The organism is Gordonia shandongensis DSM 45094 (assembly GCF_000423025.1).
GTDB classification, from domain to species: Bacteria; Actinomycetota; Actinomycetes; order Mycobacteriales; family Mycobacteriaceae; genus Gordonia; species Gordonia shandongensis.
In genome coordinates, this window is sequence record NZ_AUHE01000011.1 from 65,815 (window position 1) to 78,723 (window position 12,909).

The following is a 12,909-nucleotide window of genomic DNA, read 5'->3' on the forward strand; positions in this document are numbered from 1 at the left end:
ATGCCGAAACCGATGGGCCAGATCCTCGAACTCCTCCCCGCCGTCGACGTTGTCGACGGGCAGGCCGTCCGACTCGTGCAGGGGGAGGCCGGGTCGGAGACCTCGTACGGCTCTCCGCGCGACGCGGCCCTCGCCTGGCAGCGCGACGGTGCCCGGTGGCTGCACCTCGTCGACCTCGACGCGGCATTCGGGCGGGGCGACAACCGCGAGTTGCTGGCCGCCGTCACCGCCGAGGTCGATGTCGACGTGGAGCTCTCCGGCGGCATCCGGGACGATGCGACGCTGGCCGCTGCGCTCGCCACCGGATGCCGACGGGTCAATCTGGGCACCGCTGCGATCGAGGATCCCCGATGGTGTGCCCGCGCGATCGCCGAGTACGGCGACCGCATCGCCGTCGGCCTCGACGTCACCCGTGACGGCGACTCGTATCGGGTGCGCGGCCGGGGTTGGGTGAGCGAGGGGGGCGACCTGTGGGAGACGCTCGACCGCCTCAACCGCGACGGCTGCGCCCGATACGTGGTGACCGACGTCAGCAGGGACGGGACGTTGACGGGCCCGAACCTGGAGCTGCTGGAGCAGGTTGCGCGCGCCACCGATTCGCCGGTCGTCGCCTCGGGAGGCATCTCGGCGATCGATGACCTGCTGGCGATAGCCGAACTGACGTCCGTGGGCGTCGAGGGCGCGATCATCGGCAAGGCGCTCTACGCGGGCCGATTCACGCTCGGAGAGGCACTGGACGCCGTGGCCGCAGCAGGGAGCCGGTGACCGTTCGATGACGGACTCGGCCGACCTGGATCTGCCCGGCCTGCTCGACGCCGCGGGGGCGGTGCTCGACGAGGTGACCGGGCAGTTCATCGACGGCCTCGGATCCCCGGGAACCCACATCAAGGGGCGGGGCGACTTCGCGACCGACGTCGATCTGGCGCTCGAGGAACGCATCGGCCGACTGCTCGAGCAACGGACCGGCATCGAGGTGCACGGTGAGGAGTTCGGCGGCCCGGCGCCCGAGACGGGAGCCATGTGGATCCTCGATCCGATCGACGGCACGTTCAACTATTCGGTCGGCATGCCGCTGGCGGCGATGCTCCTCGCGTTGACGGTCGACGGTCACCCGGTCCTCGGACTGACCCGGCTTCCGCTGATCGGTCAGAGTTTCGCCGGACACGCCGACGGTCCGCTCCTGGTGGACGGTCACGCCGTCGGACCCGTGGCCGACAGCCCCCTGGAATCCGCGGTGATCGGGTACGGAGCGTTCAATGCGAAGGCCGGTGGCCGGTATCCGGGCGCGGCGCGCGCCGATCTGCAGCGTGTGCTGAGCTACCGGGCCGGTCGGCTCCGCATGACCGGGTCGAACGGCACGGACGTGGCGTACGTCGCGGCGGGCGTGTTCGGGGGAGCGGTCTCCTTCAGCGCGAAACCGTGGGACAACGCCGCGGGTGCGGCCCTGGTGCTCGCGGCCGGAGGCATGGCGACCGACGTCGACGGTGAACCGTGGACGGTGCAGTCGGCGTCGCTCGTGACCGGCAACCGCCGACTGCACGGTGAACTGCTCGAGATCATCTCCGGCACGCTGGTGACCGACAAACGAAGGAGAGTTGAGAAGTGACGGTGGCGGTGCGCGTGATCCCGTGCCTGGACGTCGATGGCGGTCGGGTGGTGAAGGGGGTCAATTTCGAGAATCTGCGCGATGCGGGAGACCCGGTGGAACTGGCGGCGCGGTACGACGCCGAGGGCGCCGACGAACTGACCTTCCTCGACGTCACGGCGTCGAGTTCGGGGCGGGGAACCATGATCGACGTCGTCCGGCGCACCGCCGATGCGGTGTTCATCCCGTTGACCGTCGGCGGCGGGATCCGCACGGTCGACGATGTGGACGCGATGCTCCGCGCGGGCGCCGACAAGGTCAGCGTCAACACGGCGGCGATCGCCCGCCCGGAGGTGCTCGCCGAGATGAGCGAGCGGTTCGGCTCCCAGTGCATCGTGCTGTCGGTGGACGCCCGCACCACCGTCGACCCGGAGGTGAGCACCCCGTCCGGGTGGGAGGTCACCACGCACGGCGGACGGCGCGGGACCGGGATCGACGCCGTCGAGTGGGCGCGCCGCGGTGAGGAACTGGGTGTCGGCGAGATCCTGCTCAACTCGATGGACGGGGACGGCACCAAGTCGGGCTTCGACCTGCCGATGATCCGCGCGCTCCGGGCGGCGGTCTCCGTTCCGGTGATCGCCAGCGGCGGGGCCGGCGCGGTGGAGCATTTCGCGCCCGCGGTCGCGGCCGGCGCCGACGCGGTGCTCGCCGCATCGGTGTTTCACTTCGGGGAGATGACGATCGGACAGGTCAAGGACGCGATGCGCCGAGACGGCGTCACCGTCCGCTGACCCGATAGGAGGATCATGGCACTGCCACCGGACCTGGCGGCCGCGCTCAAACGGACGCCCGACGGGCTGGTCGCGGCGATCGCGCAGGAGCGGTCGACGGGCATCGTCCTGATGATGGCGTGGATGGACGACGAGGCGTTGGAACGGACGCTGGCGACGCGGCGCGCCACCTACTACTCGCGGTCGCGCCGCGAGTACTGGGTCAAGGGCGAGACGAGCGGTCACACCCAGTATGTGCACGACATCCGGCTCGACTGCGACGGTGACACCCTGCTGCTCGTCGTCGACCAGGTCGGCGCCGCATGCCACACCGGCAATCACAGCTGTTTCGACACCGAATCGCTGCCGTTCGGCGTGCCGAACGATCACATCGACCCCCGAACCACGTGAGGACATGAGATGCCGTTGATTCAGATCTCCCAGACGCCGGGACTGTCGGATCGGGTGAAACGCGAGACCATCGCTGCGGTCACCGACGCGTACGCCCGCGCAACCGGAAAGAATCCGGACTCCGTGTGGGTGACGATCACCGAGGTCCCGCGCCAGCAGTGGGGTGTGGGCGGGGAGTCGCTCGGATGAGTGCGCAGACGACGAGCACCGGTCCGATGAGCACGACCACCCTGGAGACGTTCCTCGATCTGGCGGTCGATCACCGGGTCGTCCCGGTGACGCGCAAGGTGCTCGCGGACTCCGAGACGCCCCTGTCGGCGTACACCAAGCTCGCCGCCACCGGGGCTGCGGGGCCGGCGGACTCGCGAGCGCCCGGCGGCTCGCTGCGCGAGGGCACGTTCCTGCTCGAGTCCGCGCCCAACGGACAGTCGTGGTCGCGGTGGTCGTTCATCGGTGCGGGAACCCGCTCGGCGCTCACGGTGCGCGACGGGCAGGCCCACTGGTGGGGGGATGTGCCCGCCGGCGCGCCGACCGGCGGCGACCCGCTCGACGCGTTGGCCGAGTCGCTGCGGCTTCTGCACACCGACCCGCTCGCCGGAATGCCGCCGCTCACCGGCGGATTCGTCGGTTTCATGGCGTACGACCTGGTGCGTCGTCTGGAACGACTCCCCGAGAACACCGTCGACGACCTGGGGCTGCCCGACATGTTCTGGCTGCTCGTGGCGGATCTGGCGGCATTCGATCATCACGAGGGCACCATCACCCTCATCGCGAACGCCGTGAACTGGAACGGTGCGCAGGACGGTGCGGCCGACGCCTACCGCGACGCGGTGGCACGGTTGGACGCCATGACCGAGTCGCTGGCGGCGCCGGCACCCTCGACGGTGTCGACGTTCTCGCGGCCCGATCCGGAGCACACCTCGCAACGAACCCTCGACGACTATCGGGAGATCGTCACCGGGCTGGTCGACGAGATCGAGGCCGGTGAGGCGTTCCAGGTGGTCCCGTCGATGCGCTTCGAGATGGACTCCGAGGCCGATCCCCTCGACGTGTACCGGGTGCTGCGGGCGTCGAACCCGAGTCCGTACATGTATCTGCTGCACATGCCGGGGATCGACCGTGATCCGTTCACGATCGTCGGTTCGTCGCCGGAGGCGTTGGTGACGGTGGCCGACCGGGTCGCGACGACGCACCCGATCGCGGGCACCCGGTGGCGCGGGGCCACCGAGGGCGAAGACCAGTTGCTGGCCAAGGGGCTGCTGGAGGATGAGAAGGAGAACTCCGAACATCTGATGCTGGTCGATCTGGGACGCAACGATCTCGGGCGGGTGTGTCGCCCCGGAACGGTCCGGGTCACCGACTACCGACGGGTGGAACGCTACAGCCACGTGATGCACCTGGTCTCGACCGTGTCGGGGACGCTGCGCGACGACAAACACGCGCTCGACGCGGTGACGGCGTGTTTCCCGGCGGGGACGTTGACCGGCGCGCCGAAGGTGCGGGCGATGGAGTTGATCGAGAACATCGAGATCACGCGGCGCGGCCTGTACGGCGGTGTCGTCGGGTACCTCGACTTCGCGGGTGACGCCGATACGGCCATCGCAATCCGTACCGCGCTGATGTCGGGCGGCACCGCCTACGTGCAGGCCGGTGGCGGGGTCGTCGCCGACAGCGATCCGGAATACGAGTACAACGAGGCCAGGAACAAGGCCACCGCGGTCCTGCGGGCGATCGCCGCCGCCGGGACCATGTCGCCGGTGGCGGGACAGGAGAAGACATGACTTCGGCAGATCCGACGACGCCGGACGTCCCGGAACCCGGTGCGCGTCCCGCCGCTGCCACCGCGAACCGTCGGTGGCAGCTGGTGGCGCTGGTGCTGCTGCTGCTCGCCGCGGCCGGCCTGTGGGGGGCGTCCCAGCTCACGTGGGCGCAGGTGCTGACCGCCGACCGGCTCGGACCGCCTCGGGAATGGACGGTCACCGGCGCCACGTGGAGCCCGCTTCTGCTGGTGGTCCCGGGTGTGATCGTCGCGGCGGCCCTGGTCCAGTTCGCACTCCGCGGCTGGGCGCTGCGGGCCGTCGCGATCCTGGTCGCGATCTTGGCGGTCCTGGCGGCGATCCCGGCGATCTCGCTGCTCACCGACGGCGAGGACAACATGTACGTCGCCAAGATGGTCGACCTGCCGAGTCGGGCGCAGGTGACGGGTATACCGACGAACTCCGGGCCGGGATTCCTCGTGATCGCGGCCGTCGTCGCAGCGGTCGTGGGCGCCGTCGCGATGGCCCGGACCGCACGAGACCCGGGCATGTCGTCGAAGTACTCGTCGCCGGCGGCGCGTCGTGCGGAGCTCGAACGGCGGGTCTTCGCCGACAGGGAACGTGCCGAGGCCCAGGCCGCCGCGGGGCAGACGCCGACACGGGGTGAGACCGAGTCGAACGAACGACTGCTGTGGGACTCGCTCGACGAGGGCATCGATCCCACCGACGACGAGCACTGACCGAGGTAGGGCACCCCGGGGGGTCGACGGCCGTCGGGCTTGCCTACTCTTGAGGGCAAGCGTGGAAAGGGGCCGATAGCCGTGACCAATCCGTCAGTGCTCGATTCGATCATCGAGGGAGTCAAGGCTGACGTCGCTGCGCGTGAAGCGGTTCTCGACCTCGCCGCCGTCAAGCGGGCCGCGGAGACCGCGCCGCCGCCGCGTGACGCGATGGCGGCGCTGAGTCAGTCGGACATCGCCGTGATCGCCGAGGTCAAGCGGGCCAGTCCGTCCAAGGGGCAGCTCGCGAACATCCCGGACCCCGCGGATCTGGCGAAGGCGTACGAGGACGGCGGTGCGCGCATCGTGAGCGTCCTGACCGAGGAGCGCCGGTTCGGCGGATCGTTGGCCGACCTCGACGCCGTCCGTGCGACGATCGACATCCCGATCCTCCGCAAGGACTTCATCGTCGGGCCGTACCAGATCCACGAGGCCCGCGCTCACGGTGCCGACGTCATCCTGCTCATCGTGGCGGCGCTCGAGCAGAACGTGTTGGCGTCGCTGCTCGACCGGACCGAGTCTCTGGGGATGACGGCACTGGTGGAGGTGCACACCGAGGAGGAGGCCGACCGTGCGCTGGAGGCAGGTGCCTCGGTGGTCGGCGTCAACGCCCGGAACCTCAAGACCCTCGACGTCGACCGGGACTCCTTTGCGCGCATCGCGCCGGGGCTCCCGTCGAACGTCATCAAGGTGGCCGAGTCCGGAGTTCGGGGACCCGCCGACCTGCTCGCCTACGCCGGAGCGGGGGCCGATGCGATCCTCGTCGGCGAGGGCGTGGTGACCAGCGGTGATCCGCGCCTGGCCGTCGCGGATCTGGTGACTGCGGGGTCGCACCCGTCGTGCCCCAAACCCTCCCGCTGACGCCGACGGTAATCCGGTTGCCGCCGACTTCGATCGATGAGGATACTGAGAGACGTGACTGAACTCCCCGAGGCCGGACACCCCGAGACCGGCGATCCGGCTGCCCTCCCGCAGGCCAGCGCCGGTGTCGCCGACGTCCACCCGATCGGGCCGGACGAGCGGGGCCACTGGGGTGCGTTCGGCGGTCGCCACGTGCCGGAGGCGCTGATGGCGGTGATCGAAGAGGTGACGGCCACCTACGAGAAGGTGCGGACCGACTCGACGTTCCTCGACGAGTTGGACCGGCTGCAGCGTGACTACACGGGCCGGCCCTCGCCGCTGTACGAGGCGCAGCGCCTGCGCGAGGACGCGGGCGGCGCCCGGCTGTTCCTCAAACGGGAGGACCTCAACCACACCGGTTCGCACAAGATCAACAACGTGCTCGGTCAGGCGCTCCTGGCGACACGGATGGGCAAGACCCGACTCATCGCGGAGACCGGTGCCGGCCAACACGGCGTCGCCACCGCGACCGCCGCCGCGCTCCTGGGCCTGGAATGCCTCATCTACATGGGGCGTGTCGACACCGAGCGTCAGGCACTCAACGTGGCGCGGATGCGTCTGCTCGGCGCGACCGTCGTCGCCGTCGAGACGGGATCGGCGACGCTCAAGGACGCGATCAACGAGGCGATGCGCGACTGGGTGACGAACGCCGAGAACACGTACTACGCCTTCGGCACGGCAGCCGGCCCGCACCCCTTCCCGATGATCGTCCGCGACCTGCAGCGCGTCATCGGCATGGAGGCTCGAGTGCAGATCAAAGAGAAGGTCGGGAGGCTGCCCGATGCGGTGACGGCCTGCGTCGGCGGCGGGTCCAACGCCATCGGCATCTTCCATCCGTTCCTCGAGGACGCCGGGGTCCGGCTCGTCGGCTTCGAAGCCGCCGGCGACGGTGTCGAGACCGGCAGGCATGCGGCCACGTTCGCCGGCGGATCGCCGGGGGCGTTCCAGGGCGCGTACTCCTACCTCTTGCAGGACGACGACGGCCAGACCGTCGAGTCGCATTCGATCTCGGCGGGCCTCGACTATCCGGGCGTGGGGCCCGAGCACGCGCACCTGTTGGAGACGGGTCGTGCCGAATACCGGCCGGTCACGGACTCCGAAGCGATGGACGCACTGGCGCTGCTGTCGCGCAAGGAGGGCATCATCCCGGCGATCGAGTCGGCGCACGCGGTGGCCGGCGCGCTGACGCTGGGCCGCGAACTCGGCCCCGACGCCGTCATCGTCGTCAACCTCTCCGGTCGCGGCGACAAGGACGTCGACACGGCGGCGGAATGGTTCGACCTGTTCGACAAACCGCCGTCGGAGACCGAGTACGCAGCACGCCTCGCCGGGGAGTCCGGACGCGGCGCCGATGCAGGGGAGAGCAACCAGTGAGCGTCCACACCGCACCCGCGTCACGGTTGGGCGAGACGTTCGCCGCCTGCCGAGCCGAGGACCGCGCCGCCCTGATCGGCTACTTCCCGGTGGGATACCCCGATCTCGCGACGTCGCTGGACACGGTCCGAACCATGGTGGCGGTCGGCTGCGACATCGTCGAGATCGGCGTGCCCTACTCCGATCCCGTGATGGACGGGCCGACGATCGCGCGGGCCGCCGAGACCGCCCTGTCGGCGGGGACCCGCGTCCGGGACGTGTTCACCGCCGCCGAGGCCATCGCGGACGCGGGGGCTAAGCCGGTGGTGATGAGCTACTGGAATCTCGTCCTCAAATACGGTGTCGACGCGTTCGCCCGTGATCTCGCCGCCGCGGGCGGGACCGGCATCATCACGCCGAATCTCATCCCGGAGGAGGGCGACGACTGGTTCGCCGCGTCCGAGGCGCACGACCTGGACCGCATCTATCTCGTCGCGCCGTCGTCGACGGCCGAACGGATCGCGCTCACCGTCGACAACTGCCGGGGATTCGTGTACGCCGCGTCGACGATGGGCGTCACCGGTGCCCGCGACGCCGTGTCGAATGCCGCACCGGATCTGTGCGCGCGAGTCCGCGAGTACTCGGACATCCCGATCGGCGTCGGACTCGGCGTCCGCGACGGCGACCAGGCAGCGCAGATCGGCGCGTATGCCGACGGTGTGATCGTCGGCTCGGCGATCGTCGCGGCCGCAGACTCCGGGCAGGACGCCGTCGCGGACCTCATCGCCGATCTGGCGGACGGTGTGCGGCGCGCCCGCCGCTGACCGTTCGGGTCTGCGCACGATACTGTGGCACGTGTGACTGACCCAAGCGTCCTCGCCTACATTCCGAGTCCGTCCCAGGGTGTGTGGCACCTCGGTCCGGTTCCGATCCGCGCCTACGCCCTGTGCATCATCGTCGGCATCATCATCGCCTGCTGGTGGGGCAGCCGTCGCTGGCAAGCCAGGGGCGGACAGCCGGGCGAGGTCATCGACGTGGCCCTCTGGGCCGTGCCGTTCGGGCTCGTCGGCGGACGCATCTATCACGTCCTGACCGACTGGAGCACGTATTTCGGTGCCGGCGGCCGAGGTCTCGGCGCGGTCTTCCGCATCTGGGACGGTGGACTCGGGATCTGGGGGGCCGTCGCCTTCGGCGCCCTCGGCGCATGGCTCGGTGCGCGGACGATGGGCATCAAACTGCCCGCCTTCGGCGACGCGATCGCCCCCGCGATCCTGCTGGCGCAGGCGGTCGGTCGCCTGGGCAACTACTTCAATCAGGAGCTCTTCGGCCGGGAGACCACGGTGCCGTGGGGGCTGGAGATCTTCGAACGCCGCGAGGCGTCGGGAGGCCCGACCGGGTACAACGTGATCGACGGCGTCTCCACGGGAGTCGTCGACCGGGTGGTCCACCCGACGTTCCTGTACGAACTGGTCTGGAATGTGATCGTCGTGATCGCCCTCGTTCTCCTCGACCGGCGTTTCTCGATCGGTCACGGGCGTCTGTTCGCCCTCTACGTGGCCGGTTACTGCGTCGGTCGATTCGGTGTGGAACTTCTGCGGGATGATTACGCGACGGAGCTCTTCGGCATCCGGATCAACGTCTTCACCTCGGCGATCGTGTTCATCTGTGCGGCGCTGTATGTCGTGATGGCACGCAAGGGGCGTGAGCAGGGTCTGTCGATGTACTGGCCGGACCGCGCCGACGAGCTCGCCGCCGAGGGCGCGGTGGGCTATGTGCCCCCGAGCCTCGACGACTGGGATGACGAGGAGAGCTGGGATGACGAGGAGAGCTGGGACGACGAGGAGAGCTGGGACGGCGAGGAGAGCTGGGACGGCGAGGACACCTGGGACGGCGAGGAGAGCTGGGACGACGCGGAGACGGCGGGTGACGCGCCCGACTTCGTCGTGACCGAGGAATCCCTCGACGTCGCGGCGCCGAGCGACGGCTCCGTCGACGATGATCTGCTGCAGGCTCCCGACTCCGACGGCGGCGAGTTCGTCGAGACCCAGGTCGACCTCTCCTCGCCCGACGTCCCCTCACCCGACGTCCCCTCTCCCGACGTCCCCTCGCCCGACGGTGGGGCCGACCGGTCAGATCTGGACACGGACGACGAGGAGCCTGCGGAGCCCACCGATACCGAGGGGCCCGCCGACACCGAGGGGACCACCGACACCGAGGATTCGCCGGCGTCGACGCCTGCGGTCGAGTCGGCGGAGACCACCGGATACACGGTCACTCCGGTCGACGACCAGTTCGAGGGCATCACGATCATCGAGCAGAACCCCGGAGGCTCGGCCGGCGCGATCGAGATCCGGCGGGCCGCCGACACGGACGGTGATTCGAGTCCCAGGGATTCGAGTGCCAGTGATGCGAGTGCCGGCGACGAGTCCGATGACGACGCTGAGCGCGACACCTCGGGCGAGGCCGACTAGCCTGGTGGACGTGACTCGTCGAACAAAGATCGTCTGCACCCTGGGCCCGGCCACCGACTCTCCGGCGAGCATCACCGAGCTCGTCGAGTGCGGAATGGACGTCGCCCGACTGAATTTCAGCCACGGCACCCACGACGACCACCGACGCGTGTACGACGCCGTCCGCGAGGCGTCGGCCGCGACCGGCAAGGGAGTCGGCATCCTCGCCGACCTCCAGGGGCCCAAGATCCGCCTCGGGAGGTTCGAGGACAACGGCCGCCCCAACGGGGCCGTCGACTGGCGGACCGGTGACGAGATCCGGATCACCGTCGAGGACGTTCTCGGCGATCAGGGACGGGTCTCCACCACGTACAAGCAGCTCGCCCAGGACGCCGTGGCCGGTGATCGGCTGCTGGTGGACGACGGCAAGGTCGGACTCACCGTGCTCCGTGTGGAGGGACCGGACGTCGTCTGCCTCGTCACCGAGGGCGGAACCGTCAGCAACAACAAGGGCCTGTCGATGCCGGGGATGAAGATCTCGGTGCCCGCACTCTCAGACAAGGACATCGCGGACCTCGAGTTCGCGATCGCGCTCGGGGTCGACCTGGTCGCCCTGTCGTTCGTGCGGAGTCCGTCGGACATCGAGCTGGTGCACGAGGTCATGGACCGCGTCGGCCGACGGGTTCCGGTGGTCGCGAAGTTGGAGAAGCCCGAAGCCATCGAAAACCTCGAAGCCGTGGTGCTCGCGTTCGACGCCATCATGGTCGCTCGCGGCGACCTGGGTGTCGAGATGCCGCTCGAACAGGTGCCGCTGGTGCAGAAGCGGGCGATTCAGATGGCTCGGGAGAACGCCAAGCCGGTGATCGTCGCGACGCAGATGCTCGACTCGATGATCGAGAACTCACGTCCCACACGCGCCGAGGCCTCGGACGTCGCGAACGCCGTCCTCGACGGCGCCGACGCCGTGATGCTCTCGGGTGAGACCTCGGTCGGCCGATACCCGCACGACACCGTGCGAACCATGGGGCGGATCGTCACCGCGGCCGAAGGCGGGAACCGTGACGTGCCGCCGCTGACCCATGTGCCGCGCACTCGACGCGGAGTGGTGACCTATGCGGCGCGAGACATCGCCGAACGACTGGGGGCGGCCGCGATGATCGCGTTCACCGAATCCGGCGACACCGTTCGACGGGTGGCCCGACTCCATTCGCGCGTCCCGCTCATCGGGATGACGGCCACCGAGGCGACCCATCGGCAGATGGCGGTCAGCTGGGGCGTCGAGTCCGTCCTCGTGGCCCGCATGCAGCACACCGACGACATGATCGATCAGGTCGACGACGTCCTCATCGCGAACGGCAGGCTCAAACGCGGTGACACCGTCGTCATCATCGCCGGCGCACCGGCCTCGGTGGTCGGGTCGACGAACTTCGTGCACGTGCACCGCATCGGCGAACAGGACCACTGAGCGGGTCGTCGGCGCGCCCTGGCATAGGCTGGAGGGATGACTGACGCCGACGCCACCGCAGCCGCCGCGACGACCGACCTGGAGACCCTCGTTCGACTGCTCGACGTCCAGCGGGTCGACGACGACCTGTTCGTCGGTCAGCATCCCGACCAGTTGACGGCTCGAACGTTCGGCGGGCAACTCCTCGGGCAGGGGGTCGTCGCAGCCGGGCGGACCATCGTGAAGGGTGCGCCGCCGGTGCACGCGCTGCACGCGCACTTCGTGCGCGGCGGCGATGTGAGCAAGCCGCTGGAGTACCACGTCGACCGGTATCGCGACGGCCGGGCGTTCGCCAACCGTCAGGTCACCGCGAAACAGGACGGCGAAGTGATCTTCACGATGCTGGTGTCCTTCCAGGACAACTCCGCCGGTCTCGAGCACGCCGTCGAGATTCCGGAGGTGCCGTACCCGGAGGAACTGCCGACGATCGACGAGCACTTCAAGGGATACGAGGAGCAGATCGAGGCGTTCGTCAACGCGCTGCACCCGATCGACATCCGGTTCGCCAACGATCCGACGTGGAAGATGAAGGCGACGGGGGAGCGGTTGAACCACAATCGGGCGTGGATGAAGGCCGACGGCGTGCTGCCGGACGATCCGCTCATGCACGTCGGCGCGATGGCCTACTCGTCGGACACGACGGTGCTCGACTCGATCATCACGACGCACGGACTGTCCTGGGGGATCGACCGCCTGTTCGCGGCGACCGTCAACCATTCGATGTGGTTCCATCGCGAGTTCCGTTTCGACGAGTGGATGCTCTACGCGACCGAATCGCCGGTGGCCGCGGGCTCGCGCGGCCTCGGGTCGGGGCGATTCTTCACCCGCGAGGGGGCGTTGGCGACGTCGGTCGTCCAAGAGGCGCTCATCAAGTATTTTCCACCACGCAATTGAGACATCGGGGGACAGATGGTCGATGGCACGCAGGGGACCGGCGCACCGGAGATGCGGTTCTTCCTTCCGCAGGGGCCGGCGTTGCCGCCGAAACGGTGGCAGCGTCGCTGGAAGCCGGGCATCCGGATCGGCAGCATCATCGTCGGCACGGTACTGCTCATCGCCGCTCTCGCCGCCATCGTGACGGGGGTCGTCGGGAGTCTGTCGTTCACGGCGAGGGGCGTGGTCCAGGTCGACTGCACCACCCGGACCAAGCCTTTCGCCCGGGGGGTCGGTGCGCTGGCTCCCGTCCGCATCGTCGACGCCGACACCGGTGAGGTCTACGGGCGCGGTCGACTCGACGAGACGGCGACCCTGTCGAGCGGTGTCTGTCTGCTCGGGTTCGAGATCGACGATGTGCGCCGGACCGATCTCTACACGCTGCAGATCGGCGAGGACTACCGCGTCCTGGTCTCCTACCAGTCGCTCGCGTCGGGCGCGCTCATCGACTGATTCGGTCGGCGTCG

14 protein-coding genes are annotated in these 12,909 nt (G+C 69.2%); all 14 read left to right on the forward strand.

Features of this window, described 5'->3' with window-relative positions; genetic code table 11:
• Nucleotides 1-12: 12 nt before the first annotated feature.
• A complete protein-coding gene (gene priA, locus G528_RS0110750; RefSeq protein WP_026918970.1) occupies nt 13-765 on the forward strand; it encodes a bifunctional 1-(5-phosphoribosyl)-5-((5-phosphoribosylamino)methylideneamino)imidazole-4-carboxamide isomerase/phosphoribosylanthranilate isomerase PriA in 753 nt (250 codons plus the stop codon).
• 7 nt (nt 766-772) lie between these two features.
• Nucleotides 773-1,606 (forward strand): inositol monophosphatase family protein, encoded by an 834-nt coding sequence (locus tag G528_RS0110755; protein WP_026918971.1) that lies wholly within the window; start codon nt 773-775, stop codon nt 1,604-1,606.
• On the forward strand, nt 1,603-2,376 hold the full coding sequence (gene hisF / locus G528_RS0110760) for an imidazole glycerol phosphate synthase subunit HisF (protein ID WP_026918972.1): 774 nt from the start codon (nt 1,603-1,605) through the stop codon (nt 2,374-2,376). Before G528_RS0110755 ends, hisF begins: the two co-directional genes overlap by 4 nt.
• A gap of 15 nt (nt 2,377-2,391) precedes the next feature.
• Nucleotides 2,392-2,766: a phosphoribosyl-AMP cyclohydrolase gene (gene hisI / locus G528_RS17215; RefSeq protein ID WP_035719721.1), complete on the forward strand. Its 375-nt coding sequence runs from the start codon at nt 2,392-2,394 to the stop codon at nt 2,764-2,766.
• Between the two features lie 9 nt (nt 2,767-2,775).
• The gene (locus G528_RS0110770) at nt 2,776-2,955 is read left to right on the forward strand and encodes a tautomerase family protein (RefSeq protein WP_026918973.1); all 180 of its coding nucleotides are present in this window, start codon (nt 2,776-2,778) and stop codon (nt 2,953-2,955) included.
• Between the two features lie 26 nt (nt 2,956-2,981).
• Nucleotides 2,982-4,547, forward strand: a complete 1,566-nt coding sequence (locus G528_RS0110775; RefSeq protein ID WP_245569745.1) for an anthranilate synthase component I — start codon at nt 2,982-2,984, stop codon at nt 4,545-4,547.
• A complete protein-coding gene (locus tag G528_RS0110780) occupies nt 4,544-5,263 on the forward strand; it encodes a TIGR02234 family membrane protein (protein WP_026918975.1) in 720 nt (239 codons plus the stop codon). The genes G528_RS0110775 and G528_RS0110780 overlap by 4 nt, the downstream gene beginning before the upstream one ends.
• Nucleotides 5,264-5,344: 81 nt before the next feature.
• Nucleotides 5,345-6,163, forward strand: a complete 819-nt coding sequence (gene trpC, locus G528_RS0110785; RefSeq protein WP_026918976.1) for an indole-3-glycerol phosphate synthase TrpC — start codon at nt 5,345-5,347, stop codon at nt 6,161-6,163.
• A 54-nt stretch (nt 6,164-6,217) separates the two neighbouring features.
• Nucleotides 6,218-7,576 carry a tryptophan synthase subunit beta gene (trpB, locus tag G528_RS0110790; RefSeq protein ID WP_026918977.1) on the forward strand — a complete coding sequence of 453 codons (1,359 nt, stop codon included), beginning with the start codon at nt 6,218-6,220 and terminating at the stop codon, nt 7,574-7,576.
• On the forward strand, nt 7,573-8,379 hold the full coding sequence (gene trpA / locus G528_RS0110795; RefSeq protein WP_026918978.1) for a tryptophan synthase subunit alpha: 807 nt from the start codon (nt 7,573-7,575) through the stop codon (nt 8,377-8,379). The genes trpB and trpA overlap by 4 nt, the downstream gene beginning before the upstream one ends.
• Nucleotides 8,380-8,412: 33 nt before the next feature.
• Nucleotides 8,413-10,026 carry a prolipoprotein diacylglyceryl transferase gene (gene lgt / locus G528_RS0110800; protein WP_026918979.1) on the forward strand — a complete coding sequence of 538 codons (1,614 nt, stop codon included), beginning with the start codon at nt 8,413-8,415 and terminating at the stop codon, nt 10,024-10,026.
• A gap of 10 nt (nt 10,027-10,036) precedes the next feature.
• Complete coding sequence (gene pyk, locus G528_RS0110805) at nt 10,037-11,470, forward strand: pyruvate kinase (RefSeq protein WP_026918980.1); 1,434 nt, start codon at nt 10,037-10,039, stop codon at nt 11,468-11,470.
• A 36-nt stretch (nt 11,471-11,506) separates the two neighbouring features.
• On the forward strand, nt 11,507-12,403 hold the full coding sequence (locus G528_RS0110810) for an acyl-CoA thioesterase (protein ID WP_026918981.1): 897 nt from the start codon (nt 11,507-11,509) through the stop codon (nt 12,401-12,403).
• 15 nt (nt 12,404-12,418) lie between these two features.
• Nucleotides 12,419-12,895 (forward strand): hypothetical protein, encoded by a 477-nt coding sequence (locus G528_RS0110815; protein ID WP_026918982.1) that lies wholly within the window; start codon nt 12,419-12,421, stop codon nt 12,893-12,895.
• Nucleotides 12,896-12,909 lie beyond the last annotated feature (14 nt).